Source organism: Nocardioides nematodiphilus, assembly GCF_020216525.1.
Taxonomy (GTDB): Bacteria; Actinomycetota; Actinomycetes; order Propionibacteriales; family Nocardioidaceae; genus Nocardioides; species Nocardioides nematodiphilus.
Genome location: NZ_JAIWOY010000006.1, coordinates 13,578 through 40,287 on the forward strand (window position 1 = coordinate 13,578; position 26,710 = coordinate 40,287).

Annotated in this window: 24 protein-coding genes and 1 riboswitch; of the genes, 15 read left to right on the forward strand and 9 right to left on the reverse strand. The window is 71.5% G+C overall.

The features are described 5' to 3' along the window. Position 1: 1 nt before the first annotated feature. Both KSO98_RS11360 and KSO98_RS11365 read right to left on the reverse strand, forming a co-directional pair. Positions 2-370, reverse strand: coding sequence for a hypothetical protein (locus KSO98_RS11360; RefSeq protein ID WP_225285697.1), 369 nt, complete (start codon positions 368-370; stop codon positions 2-4). Then, positions 367-1,614: a PspC domain-containing protein gene (locus KSO98_RS11365; RefSeq protein ID WP_225285698.1), complete on the reverse strand. Its 1,248-nt coding sequence runs from the start codon at positions 1,612-1,614 to the stop codon at positions 367-369. The genes KSO98_RS11360 and KSO98_RS11365 overlap by 4 nt, the downstream gene beginning before the upstream one ends. A gap of 133 nt (positions 1,615-1,747) precedes the next feature. Between KSO98_RS11365 and KSO98_RS11370 the strand changes: the two genes are divergently transcribed. The 4 genes from KSO98_RS11370 to pcrA are packed head-to-tail and all read left to right on the forward strand — an operon-like array spanning position 1,748 to position 7,098. Continuing rightward, complete coding sequence (locus tag KSO98_RS11370) at positions 1,748-3,025, forward strand: ATP-binding protein (protein ID WP_225285699.1); 1,278 nt, start codon at positions 1,748-1,750, stop codon at positions 3,023-3,025. Position 3,026: 1 nt separating this feature from the next. Further along, a complete protein-coding gene (locus tag KSO98_RS11375) occupies positions 3,027-3,689 on the forward strand; it encodes a LuxR C-terminal-related transcriptional regulator (protein WP_225285700.1) in 663 nt (220 codons plus the stop codon). A 15-nt stretch (positions 3,690-3,704) separates the two neighbouring features. Then, positions 3,705-4,646, forward strand: coding sequence for a GGDEF domain-containing protein (locus KSO98_RS11380; protein ID WP_225285701.1), 942 nt, complete (start codon positions 3,705-3,707; stop codon positions 4,644-4,646). Positions 4,647-4,695: 49 nt separating this feature from the next. Then, entirely contained in the window at positions 4,696-7,098 is a 2,403-nt protein-coding gene (pcrA, locus tag KSO98_RS11385; RefSeq protein ID WP_225285702.1) for a DNA helicase PcrA, read from the forward strand. 366 nt (positions 7,099-7,464) lie between these two features. On the opposite strand, the gene KSO98_RS11390 is transcribed toward pcrA, so the two are convergent. Next, positions 7,465-8,646: a M23 family metallopeptidase gene (locus tag KSO98_RS11390; protein ID WP_225285703.1), complete on the reverse strand. Its 1,182-nt coding sequence runs from the start codon at positions 8,644-8,646 to the stop codon at positions 7,465-7,467. A gap of 349 nt (positions 8,647-8,995) precedes the next feature. Here KSO98_RS11390 and sucC point away from each other — a divergent pair, with 349 nt between their 5' ends. Further along, positions 8,996-10,162 (forward strand): ADP-forming succinate--CoA ligase subunit beta, encoded by a 1,167-nt coding sequence (sucC, locus tag KSO98_RS11395; RefSeq protein ID WP_225285704.1) that lies wholly within the window; start codon positions 8,996-8,998, stop codon positions 10,160-10,162. Between the two features lie 19 nt (positions 10,163-10,181). Further along, complete coding sequence (gene sucD / locus KSO98_RS11400; protein ID WP_225285705.1) at positions 10,182-11,078, forward strand: succinate--CoA ligase subunit alpha; 897 nt, start codon at positions 10,182-10,184, stop codon at positions 11,076-11,078. 68 nt (positions 11,079-11,146) lie between these two features. Here the strand turns inward: sucD and KSO98_RS11405 are convergent, their stop codons facing one another. The 3 genes from KSO98_RS11405 to KSO98_RS11415 all read right to left on the reverse strand — a co-directional run bounded on the left by KSO98_RS11405 (position 11,147) and on the right by KSO98_RS11415 (position 14,396). After that, a complete protein-coding gene (locus KSO98_RS11405) occupies positions 11,147-11,944 on the reverse strand; it encodes a hypothetical protein (RefSeq protein ID WP_225285706.1) in 798 nt (265 codons plus the stop codon). Then, entirely contained in the window at positions 11,937-12,458 is a 522-nt protein-coding gene (locus KSO98_RS11410) for an RNA polymerase sigma factor (RefSeq protein ID WP_225285708.1), read from the reverse strand. Before KSO98_RS11410 ends, KSO98_RS11405 begins: the two co-directional genes overlap by 8 nt. A 69-nt stretch (positions 12,459-12,527) precedes the next feature. Then, positions 12,528-14,396 carry a SigE family RNA polymerase sigma factor gene (locus KSO98_RS11415; RefSeq protein ID WP_225285710.1) on the reverse strand — a complete coding sequence of 623 codons (1,869 nt, stop codon included), beginning with the start codon at positions 14,394-14,396 and terminating at the stop codon, positions 12,528-12,530. Between the two features lie 106 nt (positions 14,397-14,502). On the opposite strand from KSO98_RS11415, the gene KSO98_RS11420 reads away from it, so the two are divergent. From KSO98_RS11420 to KSO98_RS11445, 6 genes are all read left to right on the forward strand, one after another. After that, on the forward strand, positions 14,503-15,774 hold the full coding sequence (locus KSO98_RS11420) for a cell division protein PerM (protein ID WP_225285712.1): 1,272 nt from the start codon (positions 14,503-14,505) through the stop codon (positions 15,772-15,774). A 76-nt stretch (positions 15,775-15,850) separates the two neighbouring features. After that, positions 15,851-16,459 carry a phosphoribosylglycinamide formyltransferase gene (gene purN, locus KSO98_RS11425; RefSeq protein WP_225285714.1) on the forward strand — a complete coding sequence of 203 codons (609 nt, stop codon included), beginning with the start codon at positions 15,851-15,853 and terminating at the stop codon, positions 16,457-16,459. A gap of 13 nt (positions 16,460-16,472) precedes the next feature. Beyond that, positions 16,473-16,549, forward strand: a riboswitch (ZMP/ZTP riboswitch). 27 nt (positions 16,550-16,576) lie between these two features. Further along, the gene (gene purH, locus KSO98_RS11430; protein ID WP_225285715.1) at positions 16,577-18,181 is read left to right on the forward strand and encodes a bifunctional phosphoribosylaminoimidazolecarboxamide formyltransferase/IMP cyclohydrolase; all 1,605 of its coding nucleotides are present in this window, start codon (positions 16,577-16,579) and stop codon (positions 18,179-18,181) included. Positions 18,182-18,202: 21 nt separating this feature from the next. Continuing rightward, entirely contained in the window at positions 18,203-19,066 is an 864-nt protein-coding gene (locus KSO98_RS11435; protein ID WP_225285717.1) for a bifunctional methylenetetrahydrofolate dehydrogenase/methenyltetrahydrofolate cyclohydrolase, read from the forward strand. A gap of 10 nt (positions 19,067-19,076) precedes the next feature. Further along, entirely contained in the window at positions 19,077-19,475 is a 399-nt protein-coding gene (locus tag KSO98_RS18915; protein ID WP_225285718.1) for a DUF3017 domain-containing protein, read from the forward strand. A 2-nt stretch (positions 19,476-19,477) separates the two neighbouring features. After that, positions 19,478-20,140, forward strand: coding sequence for a hypothetical protein (locus KSO98_RS11445; protein WP_225285720.1), 663 nt, complete (start codon positions 19,478-19,480; stop codon positions 20,138-20,140). Between the two features lie 75 nt (positions 20,141-20,215). On the opposite strand, the gene KSO98_RS11450 is transcribed toward KSO98_RS11445, so the two are convergent. Next, positions 20,216-21,289, reverse strand: a complete 1,074-nt coding sequence (locus tag KSO98_RS11450; protein WP_225285721.1) for an aquaporin — start codon at positions 21,287-21,289, stop codon at positions 20,216-20,218. Positions 21,290-21,438: 149 nt separating this feature from the next. Here KSO98_RS11450 and KSO98_RS11455 point away from each other — a divergent pair, with 149 nt between their 5' ends. The 3 genes from KSO98_RS11455 to KSO98_RS11465 all read left to right on the forward strand — a co-directional run bounded on the left by KSO98_RS11455 (position 21,439) and on the right by KSO98_RS11465 (position 25,253). Next, on the forward strand, positions 21,439-23,640 hold the full coding sequence (locus KSO98_RS11455; RefSeq protein WP_225285722.1) for an NADP-dependent isocitrate dehydrogenase: 2,202 nt from the start codon (positions 21,439-21,441) through the stop codon (positions 23,638-23,640). Positions 23,641-23,853: 213 nt separating this feature from the next. Then, positions 23,854-24,285: an SgcJ/EcaC family oxidoreductase gene (locus KSO98_RS11460; RefSeq protein WP_225285723.1), complete on the forward strand. Its 432-nt coding sequence runs from the start codon at positions 23,854-23,856 to the stop codon at positions 24,283-24,285. Between the two features lie 11 nt (positions 24,286-24,296). Further along, positions 24,297-25,253, forward strand: coding sequence for a sigma-70 family RNA polymerase sigma factor (locus KSO98_RS11465; protein WP_225285724.1), 957 nt, complete (start codon positions 24,297-24,299; stop codon positions 25,251-25,253). Here the strand turns inward: KSO98_RS11465 and KSO98_RS11470 are convergent. Both KSO98_RS11470 and KSO98_RS11475 read right to left on the reverse strand, forming a co-directional pair. Further along, entirely contained in the window at positions 25,213-25,635 is a 423-nt protein-coding gene (locus KSO98_RS11470; protein ID WP_225285725.1) for a DUF3224 domain-containing protein, read from the reverse strand. The two genes, KSO98_RS11465 and KSO98_RS11470, sit on opposite strands and share 41 nt — an antisense overlap. 54 nt (positions 25,636-25,689) lie before the next feature. Next, complete coding sequence (locus tag KSO98_RS11475) at positions 25,690-26,700, reverse strand: NAD-dependent epimerase/dehydratase family protein (RefSeq protein WP_225285726.1); 1,011 nt, start codon at positions 26,698-26,700, stop codon at positions 25,690-25,692. Positions 26,701-26,710 lie beyond the last annotated feature (10 nt).

Here is a 26,710-nt window from a genome sequence, read left to right on the forward strand (position 1 = left end):
CCTAGCGGCCGGTGCCGTGGCGCCGGACGCTGGAGATCGCCGCCGCGACCAGCCCGACGCTGCCACCGATCACCCACGGCAGCGGGAGCAGCCACCGGGTGTCGTCGCCGGTGACCGTGTCGCTCTGGATGAGGGCCCAGACCCCGACGGCGGCCAGGAAGACGAGTCCCATCACGAGGTGGCCGACGTTGACGGGGTGCGTCCCACCCCGCCGTGGAGCAGCCGGCTGAGGGAGGGTGAGCTGCGGCTCCTCGTACGGGAGCGCCTGCTCGGGCGCTGCCGCCTCGGACTGCGGCGACTCGAGCCGCGGCTCGGCCGCAGGGGTGATGCGGGTGTCGTCGTTCAGCTCGTTGTCCAGCTCGTCGTTCATCGGGTCTCCACGGTGATCTTGCCGACGTTGAGCTCGGCGTCGATGGTCAGGGGGGCGGCCTCGGATCCGGTCGAGGCGAACGTGTTGCTGACGGAGAACGAGGTGCGGACGCCGCCGTGGCCCTCACCGAACAGCTCGATCTGCCCGGGGCCGTGGATCTCGGCATGGGCCTGCACGTTGAGCTCGTCGGGCACGATCACGGTGATGGTCCCGACGTGGGCGCTGACGTCGATGCGCCGGCCGGCGAGCGTCTGCGGGTCGGTGACGCCGCCCAGATCGACGACGAGCTCGCCCTGGTCGAGGTGGTAGCTGCTCTGGACCGCGGCCGCCGCGGTCGGTGCGTAGGTGGCGTTGTGGCTGTGGGCCTGAACGCCCCACTCGTCGGCGGCGGTCGCGCCGACCAGGGCCACAGCGCTCAGCAGGCCCAGCAGGATCAGGCCGCCGGCGCGCCCCCAGAAGGCGCCCAGCACGAGCATCGCGCCGGTGACGCCGAGCGCGACGGCCGGGTAGGCGGCGTCGGCGACGTCCATGCCGGCCAGATCGGCGATGCCGAGGGCGCCCTGGGTGACCAGGATGAGGGCGACGGTGAACCAGAACAGGATCGGACCGCGGCGCCGGCTCTGGTAGCGCGCGACCTTCGCGTCCACCTTCTCCTTCACCCGCTGCTCGACGTCGGCCGCCACCTGCGCGGAGTAAGGGCTGTAGTCGGGTGCCGCGTAGTCGTACGAGGTCCGCGGAGCCGGCTCGGGGGCCACGCCGCCGGCGGCGCCGACGGGCGTGTCGTAGACGCTGCGCGTCGCGCGGTCGTCCCGGTCGCGCGAGCGCATCCGGACCCGCTCGCGGTTCCCCACGAGCACGACCACGATGATGCCGACGACCAGCAGCCCCCACGGCACGTGGAAGTCGCCGATGCTGTCACCCAGCAGCGCCAGCGCGGCCAGTGCGCCGACGACGTAGAGCAGGAACGAGCGGCTGCGCGCGTCCAGGCGTACGACCGCCTCCTCGGTGCGCTCCTCGGGGACCAGGAGCCACGCGCCGACGTAGACGATCACTCCCGAGCCGCCGAAGAAGGCGAGCACGACCAGGGCGACCCGGACGATGACCGGGTCGATCCCGAAGTGCCGGGCCAGACCGCCCGCGACGCCGGCGATGTGCCGGTCACCGAGGCTGCGGCGCAGGCTGCCCAGGTCGGTCGGCTGGTGCGGAGGCGGTGGCGTCGGTGCCTCGGTCTGGTTCGTGGTCATGCCACCACTCTCCCGTCTCGCCGGAGCGCCCACCATCGGGGACGGCCCTGATCCTTCAGGGGCACCCTGACGCCCGGCTCAGGGTGCATCCGCATGGAAACCAGGTGTGCGTACGTGTGACGATGGCACCACCATGAGCGGATCCGACACGGCAGCGAAGGTCCGTAGGGCGACCCGCGACACCGAGGTCGGCGTCGTCGGCGGCGTCGCGGCCGGGCTCGCACACCACCTGCGCCTGCCGGTGCTGTGGGTGCGGGTGTTCTTCGTCGCTGCGGCGTTGCTCGACGGCATGGGCGTGGCGCTCTACGCGGGCCTGTGGCTGATGCTGCCGGCGGCACCGGTCGTCGAGGCCGGTACGCCGGGCGCGGAGTCGGCCACCCGTGGCGGCCGCCGCCCTGGCCCCATCCGTCGGCTCACCGACGTGGGGCCTGCGATCGCCGGCTGCGCGCTCGCCTTCGGCGCGGTCCTGCTGGTCGAGTCGATCATCGGCGCCGGCACCCTCTTCTGGCCGGTCGTGGTGGGCCTGGCGGGCGTCACGCTGCTGTGGCGCCAGGCCGACGAGGCCCAGCGCGAGCGCTGGCTCGACGCCCGCGAGCGGGTCGACCCGATCGCGATGGTCTTCGGTCGCGGCGGGTGGGCGGCGTACGCGCGGGTCGCGGCCGGCGTGCTGCTCGTCCTGGTCGCCTTCGCGCTCTTCGAGGTGCGCGGTGGCTCGATCGCCGACGCGGGGCGGCTGCTCGTCGCCTTCGGGCTCGGCGTCGCCGGGATCGGCGTCATCGTCGGACCCTGGGCGCTGCGGCTGTACGCCGATCTGGGCGCCGAGCGCGCGGAGCGCGTCCGTACCCAGGAACGGGCTGACATGGCCGCCCACCTGCACGACTCCGTGCTCCAGACGCTGGCGCTGATCCAGAAGAACGCCGCCCACCCGGCCACGGTCGCGCGCCTCGCGCGCGCCCAGGAGCGCGATCTGCGGGGGTGGCTCTACGACGAGAGCGTCGAGCCGGACGCGTCCGTCGCCGCGGCGCTGAAGTCGGCGACCGCCGAGGTCGAGGACGCGCACGGAGTGGTCGTCGACGTGGTCGTGGTCGGGGACGCGCCGCTGTCACCGGAGCTGCTACCGCTGGTCGCGGCCTGTCGCGAGGCGGTGACCAATGCGGCCAAGCACGCCGGGGTGCCGCGCGTCGACGTGTACGCCGAGGTGCTCGACGAGGCGGTGGAGGTGTTCGTACGCGATCGCGGGGTGGGGTTCGAGCTCGGCACCGTGCTCGCGAACTCCGCGGACCGACACGGCGTGCGGGACTCGATCCGCGCGCGGATGGAGCGGCACGGTGGGACTGCGATGATCAGGACGAGCCCCGGTGAGGGCACCGAGGTGCGGCTGCGCATGCCGCGACCCAAGCAGGAGGGCTGAGATGGCGGTCAAGGTGCTGGTGGTCGACGACCACGCGATGTTCCGTACGGGGGTGCGCGCCGAGCTCGCGGCGCAGCCCGGCATCGAGGTGGTCGCGGATGCCGAGGACGTCGACAGCGCTGTCGCCGCGATCATGACGCACCACCCGGAGGTGGTGCTGCTGGACGTGCATCTGCCCGGTGGCGGCGGCGTCGAGGTGATGCGCCGGATGCCGCCGCGGCGCAGCGATGCGACCGGAGCTCCGGGCCCCGCTTACCTGGCCCTGTCGGTCAGCGACGCGGCCGAGGACGTGATCGGCACGATCCGTGGCGGTGCGCGCGGCTACGTCACGAAGACGATCACCGGGCCGGAGCTGGCGGGCGCGATCGAGCGGATCAACGGCGGCGACGCGGTGTTCTCGCCGCGGCTGGCGGGCTTCGTCCTCGACGCCTTCTCCGGCGTCATCGAGGTCGCCGCGATCGACGAGGACCTCGACCGGCTCACCGAGCGTGAGCGCGAGGTGATGCGCCTGATCGCCCGCGGCTACTCCTACAAGGAGGTCGCGAAGGAGCTCTTCATCTCGATCAAGACCGTCGAGACGCACATGTCCAACGTGCTGAAGAAGCTGCAGCTCTCTTCGCGCCACGAGCTCACCCGCTGGGCGAACGACCGCCGTCTGCTGTGAGTAACCTCTGGGCCCATGGATGTCCCCACGACCGATCTGAAGGCGTTCGCCGCCTCCGCTGAGACGGTGGTCGACTACCTCCGTGCCCACACCTGCCTCACCGACTGGTCGGTGAGCCGGGTCGACGGTGTCGAGCAGGTGCATCTGCATGTCAGCGGTGATCAGCTGCTGCACGTCGGCGACCGGGTGCCGTGGGAGGACACGTTCTGCCGCCGGATGCTGGGCGGCGCCGCGCCGGTCGTCATCGACTCGCTGCGCGACCCCGACTATGGCGGCCTGGCCGCCGCCCCGGACGTGCGCTCGTACGCCGGCGTCCCGATCCGGGAGGACGACGGCTCGCTCTTCGGCACGCTGTGTGGCGCCGGCGCGAAGCCGATCGGCTCGGTGGACGACGTCGACACCGACCTCCTGCGGGTCTTCGCCGACCTGCTCTCGGCCCAGATCCGTCTCGTCCGCGCGGCCGCCCGCCATCAGGGCTCCGCGGTCGCCGCCGCGGCCCTGGCCAACACCGATGCCCTGACCGGGCTGCTGAACCGGCGCGGCTGGGACATCGTCGTCGCCGACGTCGAGGAGCGGGTCGCCGCGCTGGGCGAGCACGGTGGCGTCGTGGTGATCGACCTCGACGGGCTGAAGGCCGTCAACGACATCCACGGTCATCAGGCCGGCGACGAGCTGCTCCGTACGGCCGCAGCGGCGCTGCGCAACGCGACCCGCCCGGGTGACGCTGTCGCGCGCTACGGCGGCGACGAGTTCGTGGTGTACGCCGACGGCGTGCCGATCGCCGAGCTCGACGCGGTGGCGCGGCGCTACACCGCGGCGATCGAGGACGCGGGGGTCGCGGCATCGGCGGGCGCGGCGCCCGTCGTGCCGACGGCCGGGCAGGACTGTGTCGTGCGTGCCATCGCGGACGCCGACGCGATCATGTACGCGATGAAGAGCGTCCGCAAGGGCGCCTAGTGGCACCGAGTCGGGAACTGTCGGTGTCCCGAATTACTGTTGTCGGGCGATGACCATGCCTGACGCTGCTGCCCTGTTCGCCCTCCCCGAGGAGGCGCGTCCGGCGCGCCGTGGACCCAGTGCCGACGAGCTGCTCGAGGGGCTCAACGAGCCCCAGCGCGCGGCCGTCACCCACGAGGGTGTGCCGCTGCTGGTCGTCGCCGGCGCGGGGTCGGGCAAGACCCGGGTGCTGACCCGTCGGATCGCCTGGATGATCAGCCAGCGCGGCGCCCACCCGGGCTCGATCCTGGCGATCACCTTCACCAACAAGGCCGCCGCCGAGATGAAGGAGCGCGTCGAGGAGCTGGTCGGCAAGCGCGCCCGGATCATGTGGGTCTCCACCTTCCACAGCGCCTGCGTGCGGATCCTGCGCAAGGAGATCGACAAGCTCGGCTACAAGTCGAGCTTCACCATCTACGACGCGCAGGACCAGAAGCGGCTGATGACCCTCGTCGTCGGCGATCTCGACCTGGATCCCAAGCGCTACCCGCCGGCCCAGGTGCTCAACTGGGTCAGCGACCAGAAGAACGAGCTGCGCGACCCCGAGGACGCCACCAAGGATGCCAAGAACAGCCTGGAGGAGTCGTACGCCGCTGCGTACGCGCTCTATCAGAAGCGTCTGCGCGAGGCTCATGCACTCGACTTCGACGACCTGATCATGATGACCGTCGAGCTCTTCCGGACCTTCCCGGAGGTGCGGGAGACCTACCGGCGCCGCTTCCGGCACGTGCTGGTCGACGAGTACCAGGACACCAACCACGCGCAGTACGCGCTGATCCACGAGCTCTGCGCCGACAACCCCGAGGACCTCGATCCGTCGGTGCCGCGCAGCGAGCCGGCCGAGCTCATGGTCGTCGGTGACGCGGACCAGTCGATCTACGCCTTCCGCGGGGCCAACATCCGCAACATCCTCGACTTCGAGGAGGACTTCCCGCAGGCCACCAGCATCCTGCTGGAGCAGAACTATCGCTCCACCCAGACGATCCTGACCGCCGCCAACGCGGTGATCAAGAACAACAAGGGCCGCAAGGAGAAGCGGCTGTGGAGCGAGGCCGGCGACGGGGAGCGGATCGTCGGCTACGTCGCCGACGACGAGCGCGACGAGGCCCGCTTCGTCAGCGACGAGATCGACAAGCTCACCGACGGCGGCGGGAAGGCCAGCGACGTCGCGGTGTTCTACCGGACCAATGCGCAGTCGCGTGTGTTCGAAGAGGTCTTCATCCGCACCGGCCAGCCGTACAAGGTCGTCGGCGGTGTCCGGTTCTACGAGCGGCGCGAGGTGCGCGACGCGCTCGCGTACCTGCGCGCGCTGGCCAACCCCGCTGACCAGGTCTCGATGCGGCGCATCCTCAACACCCCCAAGCGCGGCATCGGCGACCGTGCGGTCGAGTGCGTCGACGCGCTCGCCGCCCGCGACGGGCTGACCTTCTGGGAGGCCCTGCAGCGGGCCGACCTCGCGCCGGGTCTGGCGACTCGCAGCGCGAGCAACATCCGCGCCTTCGTCGCGATGATGACCGAGCTCCAGTCGATGGTCGACGGGGGAGAGCGACCCGACGTCGTGCTCGAGGCGACGCTCGCCCGCTCCGGCTACCTCGCCGAGCTGGAGGCGAGCGACGACCCGCAGGACGACACCCGCGTGGAGAACCTCGCCGAGCTGGTCGCCGTGGCGCGGGAGTTCTCCGACGATCCCGTCGCGGGTCCCTCGGCCGACCCCGCGGACGTCGACGCCGGCGTCGTCGCGCCCGGGCTCGACGACTTCCTCGAGCGGGTGGCGCTGGTCGCCGACTCCGACCAGGTCCCCGAGAGCGTGGACGGCGTCGTCACCCTGATGACGCTGCACACCGCCAAGGGGCTGGAGTTCCCGGTCGTCTTCCTCACCGGCATGGAGGACGGCGTCTTCCCGCACTCGCGCGCGCTGGGTGACTCGACCGAGCTCGAGGAGGAGCGCCGGCTCGCCTACGTCGGCATCACCCGCGCCCGTGAGCGGCTCTTCATCTCCCGCGCCGTGGTGCGCTCGGCCTGGGGCTCGCCGGCCCACAACCCCGCCTCCCGCTTCCTCGACGAGCTGCCGGTCGACCTGGTCGACTGGCGCCGTACGGAAGCGGCCATGACGTCCTGGACGCGTCAGGATCTGGGCGGCGAGCGTTTTTCCAGCGGCTTCGGGTCCATCACCGGCGCCGGCCGCCGCAACTTCTCGTCGGCTGCGATCAAGGCCGATGTCGCCGCGAAGTCCAAGACGTCGCGCGAGATCCCGTCGCTCGACCCGGGCGACCGGGTCACCCACGACTCCTTCGGCCTCGGCACGGTGGTCACCGTCGAGGGTGTCGCGGAGAAGACCGTCGCCTCCATCGACTTCGGCACCAACGGCGTGAAGCGGCTGCTTCTCCGCTACGCCCCCGTCACCAAGCTCTGAGGCCGACTCGGCCCTCCGACACGGCCGAGTCGGCCCTCAGACGTCGACGAGTCGGCCCTCCGGCACGGTCGAGTCGGCCCTAAGACGTCGGCGGGTCGGCCCTGCGGCACGGTCGAGTTGGCCCTAAGACGTCGGCGGGTCGGCCGCCGACTCGCCTACGTGGCTGTTGGACCGTGATGTCAGCAACGTTCGACGCCGAGCCCTCGACCGCCATCGCGGCGACGCGCGCTGCCCAAGCGGCTGAAGCCGGATCGGCGGTGCGGGAGGGCCGGATCGGCGGTGCGGGAGGGCCGGATCGGCGGTGCGGGAGGGCCGACTCGGCGGTGCGGGAGGGCCGACTCGGCGGTGCGGGAGGGCCGACTCGGCTTATTGGTTCGCGTCGGGGTCGATCCCGTGGGCCTTGAGGGCCGTGTCAGGGTCGACCGGGTCGCCGCCACCGGGGCGGACCTCGATGTGCACGTGCGGGCCGGTGGTGTTGCCGGTGGAGCCGACATAGCCGATGACCTGGTCCTCGGAGACCTTCGCGCCGGTGGTGGTGCCGAACTCGTTCTGGTGGCAGTACCAGATCTCGGTGCCGTCGGGCAGCGTCTCGATCGTGCGATTGCCGTACGCGCCGGCGGAGCCGACCTCGGTGATGACACCGCCCGCGACCGCGTGGATCGGGGTGCCGGTGGGCGCGGCGAAGTCGAGGCCGGTGTGGACGCTCGCCCACAGGCCGCTGACGTCGTTGAAGCGGCCCGTGAGGTGGTAGACACCGGCCACGACGGGCAGGGCCCAGAGGTTGGCGGCCTTCCACTGGTCGACGCCGGTGGCCTTCGCGTTGATGCTCTTGAGGGCCGCGGCGCGCTCGGCGGCGTCCTTGGCGGCCTGGTCGGCGAGGTCCGTACGGTCGCTGCTGCGGGAGACGGTCTCGCTGCGGCCGCCGACCTGACCCACGTCGCTCGCGCCGGTCAGCGCGCTGGCGGCGACGAACGCGGTGGCGTTCACGTCGTGTGGGGCGTGCGCGGCAGTGACGGCGCCGCCGATGGCGATCGCCAGCGAGGCGACGCCGAGGGTGAGCGGCGCGGAGGGGAGTCGCTTGATCAGCGGGTTGGACGTGATGCCGCTGGGGATGCCGGCACGACGCTTGCCCGTGCCGATGACCGGCAGGTGCGCCGTGGTCTCGGTGCTGAAGTCGGTGGCGTAGGCCGCGGTCTCCTCGAAGACGGGCAGCGAGCCGGTGTCGATCCGCAGGTCGTGCCAGGCGGTCTCCTCGGCCGGGACCGGCTGCACGACGGCCGGGCTGATGACCACCGGCGCGATCGGAGCGTCGAGGGTGCGACGCGGTCCCGGGACGCCGAGGGAGGGGGCCGCGACGGCCGCCACCAGCTCGGGTGCATGGGAGACCGGCTTCTCGGCAACAGGGGCCGCACGACGCTTGCCGACGTAAGGGGTGACGACAGGAGTGGGCTCGACCGGCGTATCGGCGATGACGGGAGCCGCGGCGCGACGCTTGCCCACGTACGGAGTGGGCTGAGGGGTCGCCTGCGAGGGGTGGTTGTCAGTCATGACATCCGCTCGGTGGTTACCCATGTGTTCATCACTCCGCTGTTCGGGGTTCAGACGGCGACCCGACTGTAGCCGACGACCAGCCGGGGTCCACAACCGGGAGGAACCATGCTCTTCCCTGTTGCTTCGGCACGAGGATCGGGTGCGATGAAACGTTTTCGCAATCTTTTCCCGTGGATCGCCTCGAGAGGTCCAGACCGGCCCCGCGGCTATGGCGTGCATCACGAACGGCACCCCGCCCCTCGTCGGGGGCGCATGTAGCGGTCTAGGGTGCGTCGAGGACATCCCCGAGCCTGCCGGGCCCTTCTGCGCCCGCGACTCGAACCGACCGATAGAGACTGGTGGATCAGTGGATCTGATGGAGTACCAGGCGAAGGAGCTCTTCGCCAAGCACGGCGTCGCGACCACCCTTGGTGTGGTTGTCGAGACCGCCGAGGACGCAAAGGCTGCTGCCGAGCAGATCGGTGGCGTGACCGTCATCAAGGCGCAGGTCAAGGCCGGCGGCCGCGGCAAGGCCGGTGGTGTCAAGCTCGCCAAGACCGCTGACGAGGCCTTCGAGCACGCCAGCAACATCCTGGGCATGGAGATCAAGGGTCTGCGGGTCAACCGCGTCCTGGTCACCCCGGCGACCCCGCCGGTGGAGGAGTACTACTTCTCCTTCCTGCTGGACCGGTCGAACCGCCAGTACCTCTGCATCGCGTCCGTCGAGGGTGGTGTCGAGATCGAGGAGGTCGCGAAGACCAACCCCGACGCCGTGAAGCAGATCGGCATCGACCCGGGCAAGGGTGTCGACGCGGCGAAGGCTCGCGAGATCGCGACCGAGGCCAAGTTCCCCGAGGCCGTCTTCGAGCAGGCCGTGGAGATGATCCAGGCCCTGTACAAGACGTTCGTCGAGGAGGACGCGACCCTCGTCGAGGTCAACCCGCTGGCGCGCCTCGAGGGCGACAAGCTCGAGGCCCTCGACGGCAAGGTCTCGCTCGACGAGAACGCCTCCGAGGTCCGCCACCCGGAGCACGAGGCGTTCGAGATCCGTGAGGAGGCCGACCCGCTCGAGGCGAAGGCCAAGGACCTCGGTCTCAACTACGTCAAGCTCGACGGTCAGGTCGGCATCATCGGCAACGGCGCGGGTCTGGTCATGTCGACCCTCGACGTCGTCGCGTACGCCGGTGAGAACCACGGCGGCGTCAAGCCGGCGAACTTCCTCGACATCGGCGGCGGCGCCAACGCCCAGGTGATGGCCAACGGCCTCGACGTCATCCTCAACGACGCGCAGGTCAAGTCGGTCTTCGTCAACGTCTTCGGTGGCATCACCGCGTGCGACGAGGTCGCCAACGGCATCAAGGGCGCGCTCGAGATCCTCGGCGACAACGCCACCAAGCCGCTGGTCGTCCGTCTCGACGGCAACAACGTCGAGCTGGGTCGCCAGATCCTCAACGAGCTGAACCACCCGCTCGTGACCGTTGTCGACACCATGGACGGCGGCGCCGACAAGGCCGCCGAGCTGGCGAACGCCTGAGGGACTGAGAGATAAAACAGTGAGCATCTACCTCAACAAGGACAGCAAGATCATCGTCCAGGGCATCACGGGTGGCATGGGTGCGAAGCACACCGCCCTCATGGTCGACTCGGGCGCCCAGATCGTCGGCGGTGTCAACGCTCGCAAGGCCGGCACCACCGTCACCCACAAGGACCACGACGGCAACGACGTCGAGCTGCCGGTCTTCGCGACCGTCGCCGAGGCGATGGCCGCGACCGGCGCGAACGTCTCGGTCGCCTTCGTGCCCCCGGCGTTCACCAAGGACGCGTGCATCGAGGCCGTCGACGCCGAGATTCGGCTGCTCGTCGTGATCACCGAGGGCGTCCCGGTCCAGGACACGGCCGAGGTCTGGTCGTACCTGCAGGGCAAGAAGACCCGCATGATCGGCCCGAACTGCCCCGGCATCATCACGCCGGGTGAGTCGCTGGCCGGCATCACGCCCCACACCATCACGGGCAAGGGCCCGGTGGGTCTCGTCTCCAAGTCGGGCACGCTGACCTACCAGATGATGTACGAGCTGAAGGACTTCGGCTTCTCCACCGCGATCGGCATCGGCGGTGACCCGATCGTGGGCACCACCCACATCGACGCGCTCCAGGCGTTCCAGGACGACCCGGACACCGAGATCATCGTGATGATCGGTGAGATCGGTGGTGACGCTGAGGAGCGTGCCGCCGCGTACATCAAGGACAACATCACCAAGCCGGTCGTCGGCTACGTCGCGGGCTTCACCGCCCCCGAGGGCAAGACGATGGGTCACGCGGGTGCGATCGTGTCCGGCTCCGCCGGCACCGCGGCCGCGAAGAAGGAGGCCCTCGAGGCCGTCGGCGTGAAGGTCGGCAAGACGCCGTCCGAGACCGCTGCTCTCGCTCGCGAGATCCTCAACGCGCGCTGATCGACCAGTAAGCGACAAGAGCGCCCCGGCTGCTTCGGCAGCCGGGGGGCTCTGCCGCTCTCGTCCGGTCAGTGCGCCAGGGGGCCCGGGGCGTACGTGTCCTGCATCGCGGTGACCACCGCCGCCGACCGGTCGGCGAGCCGGCCGGCCTCGTACTGGACGACCGTGTCGTCCCCGGCGCTCCCGAAGGTCTCCGAGTCCAGCAGCAGGGCGTTGCCGACCTGCGTGACGCCGCTGATCATGCCCTCGCCGTTGTAGTGGCCGTTCTCGTCGGTCCAGCGGATCACCCACACAGCACTCTGGTCGCCCTCCGTCGGACCGCTGAGCTGCTCGAGCGAGCCGCGACCGTGGTCGGTCGTGTCGCACGAGGCGAGCAGGGTGGTGATGTTCTGCAGCGCCAGCCCGGCCTGCTCGGCGTCGGCGTAGAGCGCGAGGCTGCGAGCCTGGCCGCCCTCGGAGCCGTCGTGGTACGTCACCGTGGCGCCCCCGACCGTCGGGATCGGCCGCTGCGCGCTCCAGACGATCTGGCCGCAGGCCTTCTCCTCCTCCGAGGTGAGGGGGCCGGCCGCAAGGGGCTGGTTGCTGACGCCGTCGCGTCCCGGCATCCCGGCGGTGAGCGGGAAGTCTGCCGGCACGGTGGTGACGGCGGACGGCGACGTCTGCGTCGCCGGGGGCAGCGAGCGGTCGCTCGTACCGTGGGTCAGTGCGACCGGGACGACCACCGCGGCCACTGCGGCCAGGCCGGCGATGCCGAGCGCCGCGTGCCGGGTCCGACGGCGACGGTCGCCGAGGCGCCGTACCTCCGTGGCGGGCAGGGGCCGGACGGTGACGTCGTCGGTGAGGGAGTCGAAGAGCTGGTCAGGCATGGCGGGCCTCCGGGTGAGCGGGAGAGACGGGGGAGTCGGGCGCGTCGCCGAGCAGGGCGGCGAGGGCGGCCCGGCCGCGGCTGAGCCGGGCCTTCACGGTGCCCTCGGGGACGCCGGTCTCGCGGGCGACCTCGGCGACCGGCAGATCGGCGAGGTGATGCAGGACGATCGCGCGGCGCTGGGCCTCGGGCAGCCGCCGCAGCGCGGCGATCAGGGCGACGTGCGCCTCGGAGGGCGCCGGCGCGACGACCGGCGCGGCGAGGGCCCGATCGCTGGGTCGCCGACCGCGCGCCACCCGGCGCCAGCGACTGACGGCGAGCCGGTACGCGGTGGTGCGCACCCAGGCCTCCGGGTGGAGGTCTGCATCCAGCTTCCGACGATGCGACCAGGCCCGTACGTAGGCCTCCTGGACGCACTCCTCAGCTTCGTCGCGGTTCCCCACCATCGCGTAGACCTGCGTGACGACGCGGGCATAGGACGCGGTGTAGAACTCGTCGAACTCGGAAGAGTCCATGGCGTGTTCCTTCTCTCTGCGAAGTGATTCCAGCAGAGATACGCCCGGGAGCACAGCCCGGTTGCAGGGCTATTTCAGGTAGGTGAGACGCTCGGCCGCGCGCTGGGCCAGGGCGGTGAAGTCGCTGTCGGTCATGGTGACCTTGCCCGACGGCACGAATCCGACCTGCGCGACGCCCGCGGCCGTGCGCACGATCGCCATCAGATAGGTGACCGACGCGGCCTCGGCGCTGGTCGAGGTCTCGACCTGGACCCGCCAGGCGGTGAGGTCGCCGGCCGCCGAGCTCGACGTCGTCAGCTTCGTGACATGACTGCCGCGCTCCTTGTCGGAGCAGGCGGCCAGCCTGGTGCGGATCTGCTCGACGAAGTCGCTCGCCGCCCGTGTCTTGCCGAAGTCGCCGATGGTCTCCGTCAGGCCGAACTGCGGAGCCAGGCCCTTCGCGGTCGGGATCACGAACGAACGGGTCAGCGCGTTGGTGATGCCGGGCTTGGTGAAGTCGGCGTCGTCGCAGCGGGTGGCCGCGATATTGGTCGTGGCCTTCACCGCCGGGGTGCCGACCCACGGCTCCTCGACGCCCTGGACCGGCGGGATGTCGGCCTCGTTGATCATCGCGGGCGTCGCGCCCGAGCTCGGCGGGGGTGCGACGGCGGCGGACGGCGTGGTGGTGCAGGCGCCGGCGTCGGGCAGGGCGCACAGTCGCTGGACGGCCTGGCCGAGCAGCGTCGTCGCGCCGGCGACCGACGGGTCGTCGGCCGGCTTGGACCGGGCGCCGTGCTTGGCCGCCGCGACCGGCAGCGACCCGGCGACCGCGGTCGTCAGCATGCCCGTCCGGGCCACCCCGACGGTGATCGTGCGCTGCGGGGCGGTCCAGTCGCGCAGCAGGAGCACGCTGGCCTGGTCGCCCACTCCGGTGACCGTACGGGTGGCGATCAGCTGCACGCGGCTGTCGCGGCAGCCGCCGTACCAGCCCAGGGTCTTGGCGTACGCCTGCTGGGCGGCGGTCGTCGTCGCCGAGGCCAGCGAGCTCTGCATCGCGGTGTCGGCCTTCTTCTCCCCGGCGAAGGTGCGCCCGATGACGGCACGGGGATGTGGGTCCGCGAGCGCGGCGCGCTGGCAGGGCAGCTGGACCGCGCTGGTGCGGTCGTCGGACGTGAGGGTGGCGCTCCAGACACCGCCCAGGGCGGTGCCGATCTGGTCCTGGTCGAGGAGGGTGTCGACCGCGAGGTCGTACCCCTCCGGGGTCTGGCTGGCGGAGGGGCTGTGGCGCAGGGTCAGGGTCTCGAGGTTCGGCCGGTCGCCGGCGGCGTCGGTGACCGCGAAGCCCGACCCGACGAACGCGGCGACCGCCAGCCCGGCCGCGATCACGGTGTGGCTGCGGCGGCGCGCGGAGCCGGCGCGGGTGAGGATGGTCGGCCGCGGCCAGCGGGTGGTCTCGACGGTCTCGGCCATGGAGGCGAAGCAGGGCAGCACCTCGTGGGGCTGCGCGCCCAGGGCCTCGCCGAAGTCGCGGGTGGCGTTCTGGAGCACCTGGGCCGCGCGTTGCGGGGTGATGCCCACTTCCCGGGCCACCGTCTCCTCGCTGACGGTTGTCAGGTGTGCCAGCAGCAGGACCCTGCGCTCCTCCAGCGGCAGCTGGCGCAGCGCCTCGATGGTCGCCTGGGCGCGCTCGTCGCCGTCCTTGGAGCGGTGGAAGTGCGGCACGGAGTGGCGGCGCAGCGCGTAGCGCCAGGCGATGGGTCGCGCCCAGTCCTCGCGCTCGGCGGGCGTGAGCCGGCCGACCTTGCGCCAGTGGTGCCAGCCGATGATCAAGGCGTCCTGGACGGCCTTGCGGCCTGCGGTCAGGTCGCCGGTGAGGGCCCAGGTCTGCAGTAACAGGCGGCTGCGGACGTCCTTGTAGAACGTCTCGAAGTCGGCGGCGTGCTGCTGCTTGTCACTCATGGGCATCGACAGATTAGCCGTGTGCGGGTGACCGTTCCCCATCGTGAGCAGGTCCAGCGGCGCGTCCTCCCCGGACGGCCCATGGGCGCGGGTGAGGATGGTCCCGATGTCCTCCTCGCTCACCTCCGTCCGCCGCCGTACCGACGCCGAGCTGCGCGCCGATCTCCGGATGCGCCGCCCGTTGGCGCTGGTCGCCACGTTCGGCGGGATCGCGGCGGCCGGCGTCACCCTGGCCACGTGCCTGGTGATCGCGGTGGTGGGCTGGTTCCTCACCGACGCCGGTGCGCACGGCGCTCCCTCGGCGGCGCTGCGTGTCGGGGCGCTCGGCTGGCTCGCCGGGCACGGGTCGGGCTTCGCCGTCCAGGGCGTACGGATCACGGCGGTCCCGCTGGGCCTGACGCTCTTCTGTGCGTGGGTGATCTGGCGCTTCGGCCTGCGGGTGGGGGAGTCGGTCGCCGAGCACGGTCCCGACCACCACGCCCTCGGCGACGGCGAGCGCGACTGGACGGTCCCGGCGGCGCTCGGCCTCTTCACCATCGGGTACGTCACCGCAGCCCTCGTCGTCTCCGCGGTCAGCGGCACCGCCGAGACGGCGCCCTCCGACAGCCGGGTGGTGCTCTTCTCGCTGCTGCTCTGCGTCCTGGTCGGCGGCAGCGGCATCGCCGCGGGCTCGGGCCGGGCCGCGGTCTGGATGGCGCTGCTCCCGCCGATCGCGCGCTCGACGTTCGCGACCGTACGGATGCTGCTGCTGATCTGGCTGGGCCTGTCCCTCGTGGTCTTCGCGATCGCCTTCCTCTGGGACGGCGACACCGCGCTCAACGTGATGTCGCAGCTCCATCTCGGCGCCGGACCGGTCGTCCTCTACGTCGCGCTGATGCTGCTGGTCGTGCCCAACGCGACCCTCTTCTCCAGCTCGTACCTGCTCGGCCCCGGCTTCACCGTCGGCGCGCACACCCTGGTGAGCCCGGCCGCGGTCACGCTGGGACCGGTGCCGATGTTCCCGCTGCTGGCCGCACTGCCGGACGAGGGCCCCACCCCGTTCTGGAGCCCGTACGTGCTGGCGCTCGCGCCGATCGTCGCCATCGTCGCGGTGGTGCTGGTGCAGCGTCGCCAGCCGACCCTGAGCTGGGAGCACGGCGCGGTCCGCGGCCTGGCCGCCGGCGTCCTGGCCGGCATCGTGGTCGCGATCCTCGCCGGCCTTGCCGGAGGAGCGGTCGGCCCCGGCCGGATGGCCGACGTCGGTCCGCTCGCCCTCGACACCCTCTGGCACGCCATCACCTCGTTCGGCGTCGGCGGCCTGCTCGCGGGCGTGGCGATGACCTGGTGGCAGCGCCGCCACGCCGCTGCTGATCAGGGCAGCGACTCCGCGACGCAGTGAGCGCGGCCTCCGAGCGTGCTCGAGCGTGCGGAGCGAGCAGGTAGAGCCACCCGTCAGCGTGGCTAGACTGCGCCGCGTGACCGCTCGCCTCGTCGTCCTCGTCTCCGGTTCCGGCACCAATCTCCAGGCCCTGATCGACGCCTGCGCAGACCCGGCGTACGGTGCCTCGATCGTCGCCGTCGGCGCCGACCGCGACGCGATCCTCGGTCTCGAGCGCGCCGACCGGGCGGGCATCCCGACCTTCGTCGCCAAGGTCGGCGACTTCACCTCCCGCGACCGCTGGGACGAGGCGCTGGCCGACAAGGTCGCGGCCTTCGAACCCGACCTCGTCGTCTCGGCCGGTTTCATGAAGCTGCTCGGCCCCGCGTTCCTGGCCCGCTTCGGCGGCCGCACGATCAACACCCACCCGGCCCTGTCGCCGAGCTTCCCCGGCATCCACGGCCCCGCCGACGCCCTCGAGTACGGCGTCAAGGTCACCGGGTGCACCCTCTTCGTCGTCGACGAGGGTGTCGACACCGGGGTGATCGTCGCCCAGACGGCCGTCCCCGTCGAGGACGACGACACCGTCGAGGTGCTGCACGAGCGGATCAAGGTCGCCGAGCGCTCGATGCTGGTCGACACGGTCGGCCGGATGGCCCGTGAGGGCTTCGCCGTCGAGGGTCGTCGGGTTCGCTTCGGCGCTTGATGCCTCGGTAGGCTGCGGTCATCACGACTGGCGCGGGTGGGTGACCACCGGGGAGTGTGTTGATCGGCATCGTCCGCCTGGGTGCCGTCCTTCTTTCAACGACCAGCAGGAGTCGACGTGGCCGGACAGCAGGACCGAATCCAGATCAAGCGGGCGCTGGTGTCCGTCTTCGACAAGACCGGTCTCGACGACCTGGTCAAGGGCCTGCACGAGGCCGGGGTCGAGCTCGTCTCCACCGGCGGCTCGGCCGCCCTCATCGAGTCGCTCGGCCTCCCGGTGACGAAGGTCGAGGACCTGACCGGCTTCCCCGAGTGCCTCGACGGCCGCGTGAAGACGCTGCACCCGCGCGTCCACGCCGGCATCCTGGCCGACCGCCGCCTCGACGACCACGTCGCCCAGCTCTCCGAGCTCGGCGTCGAGCCGTTCGACCTGGTCGTGGTCAACCTGTACCCGTTCGCCGCGACGGTCGCCGCCGGCGGCACCGTCGAGGAGATCATCGAGAAGATCGACATCGGCGGCCCGTCGATGGTCCGCGCCGCCGCCAAGAACCACCCGTCGGTCGCGATCGTCACCGACGGCGCCGACTACGCCCGGACGGTCGAGGCCGCGCAGGGCGACGGCTTCTCGTACGAGGAGCGCAAGGTGCTCGCCACCAAGGCGTTCGTGCACACCGCCACCTACGACGTGGGCGTCGCCTCCTGGTGCAGCTCGGTCCTCACCGACTCCTCGAAGGACGCCGAGGGCGTCTCGACCGGCTTCCCCGCCTGGATGGGCGGCACCTGGGAGAAGAGGTCGATCCTGCGCTACGGCGAGAACTCCCACCAGTCGGCGGCGCTCTACGTCACCGGCGGCTCCGGCGACTCGCTGGCCACCGCCGAGCAGCTGCACGGCAAGGAGATGTCGTACAACAACTACGTCGACACCGAGGCGGCGCTGCGCGCGGCGTACGACCACGGCGACCAGCCGACGGTGGCGATCATCAAGCACGCCAACCCGTGCGGCATCGCCGTCGGTGCCGATGTCGCCGAGGCCCACCGCCGCGCCCACGCCTGCGACCCGGTCTCCGCCTTCGGCGGCGTGATCGCGACCAACACCCCGGTGTCCGTCGCGATGGCCGAGCAGGTCGCCGAGGTCTTCACCGAGGTCATCGTGGCCCCGGGCTACGAGGACGGCGCGGTCGAGGTCCTGCAGGGCAAGAAGAACATCCGGATCCTCAAGACCGGCGGCCACGGCGGCACCGGCACCGAGATCCGCCAGATCAACGGCGGCCTGCTCGTGCAGGAGGCCGACCAGTTCCAGGCCGAGGGCGACGACCCGGCCAACTGGACGCTCGCCACCGGTGAGGCCGCTGACGAGGCGACCCTCGCCGACCTCGCCTTCGCCTGGCACGCGGTCCGCGCCGCCAAGTCCAATGCGATCCTGCTCGCCAAGGGCGGCGCCGCCGTCGGCATCGGCATGGGCCAGGTCAACCGCGTCGACTCCTGCAAGCTCGCCGTCGAGCGCGCGAACACCCTCGTCGAGGGCGAGGAGCGTGCGGCCGGCTCGGTCGCGGCCTCCGATGCGTTCTTCCCGTTCGAGGACGGCCCGCAGATCCTGATCAACGCCGGCGTGAAGGCGATCGTGCAGCCCGGCGGATCGGTCCGCGACGAGCTGACCATCGAGGCATGCAAGAAGGCCGGCGTCACGATGTACTTCACCAACACCCGCCACTTCTTCCACTGATCGGCCGAGGGGACACTGCTGATGACTGACCAGAAGAAGGCTCAGAGGCTCGACGGCTCCGCGACCGCGAAGGCGATCAAGGAGGAGCTGCGCGTGCGCGTGGCGGCCCTGCACGCGCGCGGCATCAAGCCCGGCCTCGGCACGATCCTGGTCGGCAACGACCCGGGCTCGACCTGGTACGTCGCGGGCAAGCACAAGGACTGCGCCGAGGTCGGCATCGAGTCGATCCGCGTCGACCTGCCCGAGACCGCGACCCAGGACGAGATCGAGGAGGCCGTCCGGGCCCTCAACGAGGACCCGGCCTGCACCGGCTACATCGTCCAGCTGCCGCTGCCCAAGGGCATCGACGAGAACCGGGTCCTCGGGCTGATCGACCCGGCCAAGGACGCCGACGGCCTGCACCCGACGAACCTCGGCTGGCTGGTCCTCGGCGAGGACGCCCCGCTGCCCTGCACCCCGTACGGCATCGTCGAGCTCCTGCGTCGTCACGGCGTCGAGCTCAACGGCGCCGAGGTCTGCGTCGTCGGTCGTGGCGTCACCGTCGGTCGCCCGCTGGGCCTGCTGCTCACCCGTCGCTCGGAGAACGCCACCGTCACGCTGTGCCACACCGGCACGCGCGACCTGGCCGCGCACACCCGCAACGCCGACATCGTCGTGGCTGCCGCCGGCGTGCCCGGCATCATCACCGGCGACATGATCAAGCCGGGCGCCGCTCTCCTGGACGTGGGCGTCTCGCGCGTCGACGGCAAGATCGCCGGCGACCTGCACGAGTCGGTCTGGGACGTCGCCGGCTGGGTCTCGCCCAACCCCGGCGGGGTCGGCCCGATGACGCGCGCGATGCTGCTGTCGAACATCGTCATCAACGCCGAGAAGGCGAACGCGTAACTTGGCCTCTGTGACTCCTCTCGAGGACGGCTCGACGCGCGAGCCTCAGCCGGATGCGCACCCTGAGGTGACTCAGGGCGCTCCGGCTGAGCCGGTCGCGCCGCCGCTGGCCCTCGTGGAGGAGGACGAGGAGCCGCGCCGCTACCCCTCGACCCTCGGCGGCATGATCTACCTGCTCGTCCTCGCCGTGATGTTCGCAGCGCTGCTGGTGGTCGCCCTGGGGCACTGGCGGGGAGGAGTGCACATCCTCGCCGGCTCACTCGTCGCCGCGGCGATCCCGCGCGCGCTGCTCAAGGAGCGCGACGCCGGCATGCTCGGGGTCCGAGGCCGGTGGTTCGACGTGGCGCTGCTGGTGAGCGTCGGCGCGGCGATGTGGTTCCTCGCCACCACCATTCCCGCTCAGGGCTAGGCGTGCGCCGCCTGGCGGTCGTCCTGTCGGCCGGTGCGCTCGCTCTCGCCGGATGCGGGACCGGCGCGAAGCCGTACCCGCCCACGGGGATCGACGAGCTGGTCATCCCGATGCCGTCGCCTCGTGCGACGCACTTCGTGGACCGGATCGACAACGTGTGGCTGCCGCTGACGCCGGGTCGGGCGTGGACGTACGACGTGCGCCGCACCGGCTACCCCGACGCGGTCCGGACGGTGCGGGTCCTCGGCGATCCCGTCGAGGTCGACGGCGTCTCGGCCACCGCGGTCAGCACCACGACCGTGCGGCCGGGGGAGCGGCCCGACGCGTGGACCGACTACTACGCCCAGGACACCCGCGGGAACGTGTGGTGGCTCGGGCGCGCCGACCTGTGGCAGGCGGGCCGCGAGGGTGCCCGGGCCGGTCTGGTGATGGCCGCCGAGCCGCGCCTGGGTGACGGCTACCGGGCTGCGTACGAGAAGGGCGTCGTCGAGGACGTCGTCACCGTCGCCGGCCTCGTCCGCGACCAGCCGGATCCCACGGTCACCCTCGAGTGGGCCAGCGCGCTCAGTCCCGGCTCCCAGCAATGGGACACCTACCGCAGCGGCGTCGGGTTGGTGGACCGGCTCGATACCGGTACGGGGGAGCAGGAGGTGCTCCGCCCATGACGCGCAACCGCACGGAGGACCGCCGAGTCCGCACCTACAGGTGCACGCTCGGCGGTCCTCCGGGTGGGTTCGGCGTCAGGGCTGGTCGATGGGGCGCCACTGCTGCGCGGCGTAGTCCCAGCGCCAGCCGTCCTGCTCGATGACCGGCAGGTCCTCGATGGACTGCGGGGTCGGCTGGGGAGAGCCGGGTGCGGCCGCGGCCTGCGGGCCGTGCTCGTGCAGGTGGCCGTGGCCGGTGCCCGGGACCGGGGCGGTCGCGCCCGTCTCGGGGCCGCCCCAGCCCTGCTGGCCCCAGCCGGCGTACTCCGGCGTGGTGCCCGCCGCCGTGCGGGCCGGGAGGATGAGGCCCGAGCCGGGGACCGGCTCGTCGACGCGACCGAAGATCAGCGGGTACGTGATGCCGGCGACGGCACCGCCGACCAGCGGGGCGAGGATGAAGAGCCAGAGCTGGCCGATGGCGTGGCCGCCGGAGAAGAGCGCCGGGCCGATGGAGCGGGCCGGGTTGACCGAGGTGCCGGTGGCCGGGATCGCCACGAAGTGGATCGCGGTCAGCGCCAGGCCGATCGCGAGCGGCGCGGCGGCGCTGTACGGGTTGCGGTCGTCGGTGGTGCCGAGGATGACCCAGACGAAGACCGCCGTCAGGATCAGCTCGAGCACGAAGGCTGCCCACCAGGCGTAGCCGCCGGGACCGCCGCCGAACGTGTTCGCACCCAGACCCATCCGGGTCGAGTCGAAGCCGGCGTAGCCGTTCGCGACGATCCACAGCGCGAAGGCGCCCAGGATCGCGCCGACGACCTGGGCGGCAGCGTAGAGGCCCGCCGTGACCCAGGAGATCCGGCCGCTGATCGCGGCGCCGACCGAGACGGCGGGGTTGAAGTGGCCGCCGGAGACGCGGCCGAAGGCGTAGACGGCGACCACGATCGCGATGCCGAAGGAGAGGCCGACGGTGGTGATGAACGCCAGGTCCGTGCCCTGCGCCCGCCCGCCGGCGACCCAGATCGTCGCGAAGACCGCGGAGCCGCAGCCGAGCAGCACCAGGATGAACGTGCCGATCACCTCTGCGGCGAGCTTCTGCCGCAACGTCGGCTCCGTCGCGCTCTCCGCTCCGTGGATCTCCACGGCTGCTGCATCGCCGTTGTTGTCGGTCATCGCCATCCCCTCGTCCGTCCACTCATCTGTTTGCAGAGTCTTTGGCAGCCTAGCCCTTTCGAGGGGCCGCCTGAGGGTGCGAAGGTGGTCGGCGAGTGCGCGTCAGGTATCTTGACGTCAAGAAAGAGTCCCGAGTCGAAGCAGGAGCCATGGCCGAAGACAACGCCAAGATCATCTACACCTACACCGACGAGGCGCCGCTGCTGGCGACGTACTCCTTCCTCCCGATCGTCGAGGCCTACGCCGCCAAGGCCGGTGTCGCGATCGAGACCCGTGACATCTCGGTGGCCGCTCGCATCCTGGCGCAGTTCGGCCTGGCCGACGACGCGCTGGCCGAGCTCGGCGCGCTGGCCAAGACCCCGGCCGCCAACATCATCAAGCTGCCCAACATCTCCGCCTCCATCCCGCAGCTCAAGGCCGCGATCAAGGAGCTGCAGGAGAAGGGCTACGACGTCCCGAACTACCCGGACGCCCCCTCCACCCCGGAGGAGCAGGAGATCCGCGCGAAGTTCGACAAGGTCAAGGGCTCCGCGGTCAACCCCGTCCTGCGCGAGGGCAACTCCGACCGGCGCGCGCCGCTGTCGGTGAAGGCGTACGCGAAGAGCCACCCGCACCGCAACAAGCCGTTCGCCGAGGGCTCCAAGACCAACGTCGCCACCATGAGCGCGCACGACTTCAAGGCCAACGAGAAGTCCGTGACCCTGGCCGGCGACGACACCCTGTCGATCGTGCTCGAGACCGCCTCCGGCGAGACCAAGGTCCTCAAGGACGGACTCGCGGTGCTGGCCGGCGAGATCGTCGACGCCACCAAGATGTCGGTCGCTGACCTGCATGCCTTCCTCGTCAACGCCCTGGCCAAGGCCAAGGCCGAGGACGTGCTCTTCTCGGTTCACCTCAAGGCCACGATGATGAAGGTCTCCGACCCGATCATCTTCGGCCACGTGGTGAAGGCCTACTTCGCCCCGGTCTTCGCGCAGTACGGCGCCGACCTGGCCGCTGCCGGTCTCTCGGCCAACGACGGTCTCGGCGCGATCCTCGCCGGCCTCGACGCCCTCCCGAACGGCGCCGAGATCAAGGCGGCCTTCGAGAAGGGCCTCGCCGAGGGCCCGCGCCTGTCGTACACGAACTCGGACAAGGGCATCACGAACCTGCACGTGCCCTCCGACGTCATCGTGGACGCGTCCATGCCGGCGCTGGTCCGCAACGGCGGCAAGCTCTGGGGCGCCGACGGCGGCGAGGACGACACCCTCGCGGTCATCCCGGACTCCTCGTACGCCGGCGTCTACCAGACCGTCATCGACGACGTGAAGACGTACGGCCCGCTCGACCCGGCCACCATCGGCACCGTCCCGAACGTCGGCCTGATGGCCCAGGCCGCCGAGGAGTACGGCAGCCACGACAAGACCTTCGAGATCCCGGAGGCCGGCACCGTGCGCGTCGTGGCCTCCAACGGCGACGTGCTGATCGAGCACGACGTCGAGGCCGGCGACATCTGGCGCGCCTGCCAGACCAAGGACATCCCGGTCCGCGACTGGGTCAAGCTGGCCGTCGACCGCGCCCGCGCCTCGGCGACCCCGGCCATCTTCTGGCTGGACGAGACCCGCGCGCACGACGCCGAGCTGATCAAGAAGGTCGCTGCGTACCTGCCCGAGCACGACACCGACGGCCTCGAGATCAAGATCCTCGCCCCGTCGCTGGCGACCGCGTACTCGCTGGAGCGGATGCGCCGCGGCGAGGACACCATCTCGGTGACCGGCAACGTGCTGCGCGACTACAACACCGACCTCTTCCCGATCCTCGAGGTCGGCACGTCGGCGAAGATGCTCTCGATCGTCCCGCTGATCGCCGGCGGTGGCCTCTTCGAGACCGGTGCCGGTGGCTCGGCCCCGAAGCACGTGCAGCAGCTGGTCGAGGAGGACTACCTGCGCTGGGACTCCCTCGGTGAGTTCTTCGCCCTGGTGCCGTCGCTGGAGAAGTACGCCGAGCAGGCTGGCAAGCCGGCCGCGAAGGTCCTCGCCGACGCGCTCGACAAGGCGACCGGCACGTTCCTCGAGGAGGACCGCTCGCCGGGTCGCAAGCTCGGCACGATCGACAACCGCGGCTCGCACTTCTACCTGGGTCTCTACTGGGCCCAGGCGCTCGCCGAGCAGACCGAGGACGCCGAGCTGGCGGCCGCGTTCAAGCCGCTCGCCGAGTCGCTGGCCGCGAACGAGCAGAAGATCGTCGAGGAGCTCCTCGCCGTCCAGGGCAAGCCGGCCGACATCGGTGGCTACTACTTCCCGGACGCCGAGAAGACGGCGGCCGTGATGCGCCCGTCCGCGACGCTCAACCAGGCCATCGACTCCCTGTGATCGACGCCCGGTCGTTCTGATCGGATTCACCGCCTCACCCGGTGCCCCGGCCGACCCGGCCGGGGCACCGGCCATTTCGCCCGGCCTCGTTGCGCGCGGCCTCGCTGTGCGCGATCGCGACACATTGATCGCGGCGGGCCGGTGAGTTCCGCGTGCGGCGCCGGTACGTACTCGTGCAGGCTCGCCCGAGCCTCCCGTACCGAGGAGACCACCATGACCGGGACCATCACCGCCTTCACCGCCCGCACCACCGACGAGGCCGCGATCTTCGCGATGCTCGATGAGATGTACGCCGCCTGGCGCGCCGGCGACGCCGACGCCTTCGTCCGCGACTACAACGAGGACGCCACCGCGGTCCTCCCAGGATCGCTGCGAGGGAGCCGTCAGGTCATCCGCGACTCGATGGCGGCGGCCTTCGCCGGGCCGCTGCGCGGCAGCTCCACCGTCGACGAGCCACTCAGCCTGCGCTTCCTCGGCGAGGACGCCGCCATCGCGGTCTGCCGCTCCGGCGTCCTCCTTGCCGGGGAGAGCGCCGTGCCGGAGGATCGGCTCATCAACGCGACCTGGGTCTTCGAGCGTCGCGACGGTCGCTGGGGCGTGGCCGGGTACCACAACAGCCCCGCGCAGGTCCCGGCCAAGGCCTGAAGAGAGACGCCGTGAGTGTTGCGTTCGACGAGCTCATCGAGCCGTACCGTCGCGAGCTGACGGCGCACTGCTACCGGATGCTCGGCTCGATCCACGACGCCGAGGACGTCGTCCAGGAGACCTACCTGCGCGCCTGGCGCGCGCGGGATGCGTACGACGCCTCGCGGGCCTCGGTGCGCACCTGGATGTACCGGATCGCGACCAACGCCTGCCTCACCGCCCGTGCGGGCGACGCCCGGCGGCCGATGCCGTCGGGCGTCGTCGCGCCGTCCGAGCCGCTGGCGCCGTTCGTGCCGAGCGAGGTGACCTGGCTCCAGCCCCTCCCGGACGCGCTGCTCGACTCCGACGACCCGGCGCGGACGGTGATCGACCGCAGCACCCTGCGCCTGGCGTTCGTCGCCGCCCTGCAGCACCTCTCGGCCCGCCAGCGCGCGGTGCTCATCCTGCGCGACGTGCTGGACTTCTCCGCCGCCGAGACGGCGGAGCTCATCGACGCCACGGTGATCTCGGTGAACAGCGCCCTGCGCCGGGCGCGCGCGACGATGAGCGCGAGCGGAGTCCGCGCCGACGACGAGGGCGGCGCCTCCCCGGAGGCGGAGCAGCGGGAGCTGGTCGAGCGGTACGTGACGGCGTTCGTCTCCGCCAACGTCGAGGGGCTGAAGCAGCTGCTCGCCGAGGATGTGCTGTTGGAGATGCCGCCGATGACCAACTGGTTCACCGGTCGCGCGGGCTACACGGCGTTCATGGAGTGGGTCTTCACGGTCAACGGCGACGACTGGCGCACCGTCCCGGTCGCGGCCAACGGGCAGCCGGGGTTCGCCGCCTACGTCCGCGACGGAGACGGCTACCGGCTCCACACCCTGCAGATCCTGGACGTCGGTCGCGACGGGATCACCCGCAACTCGGTCTTCCTCGATCAGGCGGTCTTCACGGCCTTCGGGCTGGCTCCGCGGCTGACGACGGCGTGAGATCGAGACGCAGCGGCATCAGCGGATAGTCGGCGTGGGTAGTGGTGCTGATCGCCGTGCCGCCGACGCCGGCGAGCTCGCCGGTGCCGGAGCCCGTCACCACCTCGAACCGTACGGCCGCGGTCGTGCCGTCGTAGGTGCCGTGGCCGGTGAGCACGAGCTCACCGGTGCGGTCCGCGATCGTGCCCGTCAGGTGCAGCAACGTGACGAAGGTGCTGGTGCCGTCGGCGCGGTAGTGCAGGTCGCTGGTGAACGTGCCGGTGAGCGGGTCGCCCGACTCGCCGAGCGTCACCGTGGCCCGCGTGATCCGTTGCCCCGCGTCGAGCTCGCGGACCGTCGACTCGTCCCACGCGGCGATGCGCAGCTTCACGTCGGTTGTCATCTCGGTTCCCTTCCGCAAGGTGAGGACGACGGCCGGACCGGCGCGTCGCGCCACTCACGGCGACGGTACGCCACCGGGGGCGCTGAGGTCGGCGAGGAGCGCCCGCTCCTCCTCGTCGGTGAGGCCCGCACCGTGCGGGCCCTGGTCACCGCGCGAGGCCTGCCACGCGAGCGCGTCGGCGAGTGTCTCGGCCAGCGGGCGTGGACTCAGACCGGACGCGGCGATCTTGGCGCCGCTGCGGCCACCGAAGCCGAGCCACTCCGGGTCGTGCAGCCACAGCGGCAGTGAGCGCGGACCTGCCCATTCCTCGACGCCGTGCTCGGCGAGCCAGGCGTCGGGCGCGGCCACCACCGTGCCGGTGTGACCGGCGACGGCGCGCGCGATGGCGAGGTGCTCGGCGAGGGTGCAGCGGTTCGCGATCGCGTCGTACACGCCGGGCTCGCGCTCGCCGCAGGCCGCCTCGACGAGCCAGCGCGCGAGGTCGCGGACGTCGATGAGGCCGCTCGCGACCGCGGAGTCGGGGACCAGGACGGCGCCGGCCGCCGAGGAGGGGTGGGCGAAGCGCCAGGGCCAGTACGTCGAGCGGCCGCTCTCGTCGCCCGGGCCGCCGATCAGCCCGGCGCGCGCGATGACGGCGCGGTCACCGCACGCCTTGAGCACCGCGGCCTCGCAGGAGACCTTGGCCGCGCCGTACTCCTCCATGGTGTCCATGTCGCCGGCGAGCGGGTCCAGGAGGGCGGCCGACTCGTCCGCGCCGATCGTTGCGTGATCGGCATAGACGTTGCCGGTCGAGACGAAGACCCAGTGGCGGGTGGAGTCGGCGAGGGCTCGCACGGCGCCGCGGACGTGGCGGGGCTGGCGGGCGACGTCGACGACGCCGTCCCACGCGCGATCCGCGACCGCGTCGTAGGCATCGAGGTGGTCGCGATCGGCGCGGACGAGCTCCGCTCCCTCAGGGACGGAGACGCCCCGCGCCAGGCACGTGACGTCATGACCTGCGTCGAGCGCCGCGCGGGCCACGGCGCCGCCGAGCCACGCCGTGCCACCGAGGACGAGGATCCGCATGCCCCGAGTC